The sequence below is a fragment of the Kitasatospora sp. NPDC059146 genome (assembly GCF_042786665.1).
Classification (GTDB): Bacteria; Actinomycetota; Actinomycetes; order Streptomycetales; family Streptomycetaceae; genus Kitasatospora.
Genome location: NZ_JBHZCY010000279.1, coordinates 1 through 1,069, shown reverse-complemented (window position 1 = coordinate 1,069; position 1,069 = coordinate 1). Strand labels below are relative to the sequence as shown.

The following is a 1,069-nucleotide window of genomic DNA, read 5'->3' as shown; positions in this document are numbered from 1 at the left end:
GGGGTCGTTGTTTCAGAACAACACAGTGGACGCGAGCAACTGAGGACAAGCCCTCGGCCTATTAGTACCGGTCAACTCCACCCCTTACAGGGCTTCCATATCCGGCCTATCAACCCAGTCGTCTACTGGGAGCCTTACCCTCTCAAGGAGGTGGGAGTGCTCATCTCGAAGCAGGCTTCCCGCTTAGATGCTTTCAGCGGTTATCCCTCCCGAACGTAGCCAACCAGCCATGCCCTTGGCAGGACAACTGGCACACCAGAGGTTCGTCCGTCCCGGTCCTCTCGTACTAGGGACAGCCCTTCTCAACACTCCTACGCGCACAGCGGATAGGGACCGAACTGTCTCACGACGTTCTAAACCCAGCTCGCGTACCGCTTTAATGGGCGAACAGCCCAACCCTTGGGACCTACTCCAGCCCCAGGATGCGACGAGCCGACATCGAGGTGCCAAACCATCCCGTCGATATGGACTCTTGGGGAAGATCAGCCTGTTATCCCCGGGGTACCTTTTATCCGTTGAGCGACGGCGCTTCCACAAGCCACCGCCGGATCACTAGTCCCTACTTTCGTACCTGCTCGACCCGTCAGTCTCACAGTCAAGCTCCCTTGTGCACTTACACTCAACACCTGATTGCCAACCAGGCTGAGGGAACCTTTGGGCGCCTCCGTTACTCTTTAGGAGGCAACCGCCCCAGTTAAACTACCCACCAGACACTGTCCCTGATCCGGATCACGGACCCAGGTTAGACATCCAGCACGACCAGAGTGGTATTTCAACGTCGACTCCACAACAACTGGCGTTGCTGCTTCAAAGTCTCCCACCTATCCTACACAAGCCGAACCGAACACCAATATCAAGCTATAGTAAAGGTCCCGGGGTCTTTCCGTCCTGCTGCGCGAAACGAGCATCTTTACTCGTAATGCAATTTCACCGGGCCTATGGTTGAGACAGTCGAGAAGTCGTTACGCCATTCGTGCAGGTCGGAACTTACCCGACAAGGAATTTCGCTACCTTAGGATGGTTATAGTTACCACCGCCGTTTACTGGCGCTTAAGTTCTCAGCTTCGCC

At 55.6% G+C, this 1,069-nt stretch carries 1 rRNA gene; it reads right to left on the bottom strand.

The features are described 5' to 3' along the window. Positions 1-41 precede the first annotated feature (41 nt). Positions 42-1,069, bottom strand: a 23S ribosomal RNA gene (locus ACFXPX_RS43910); the annotation flags it as partial.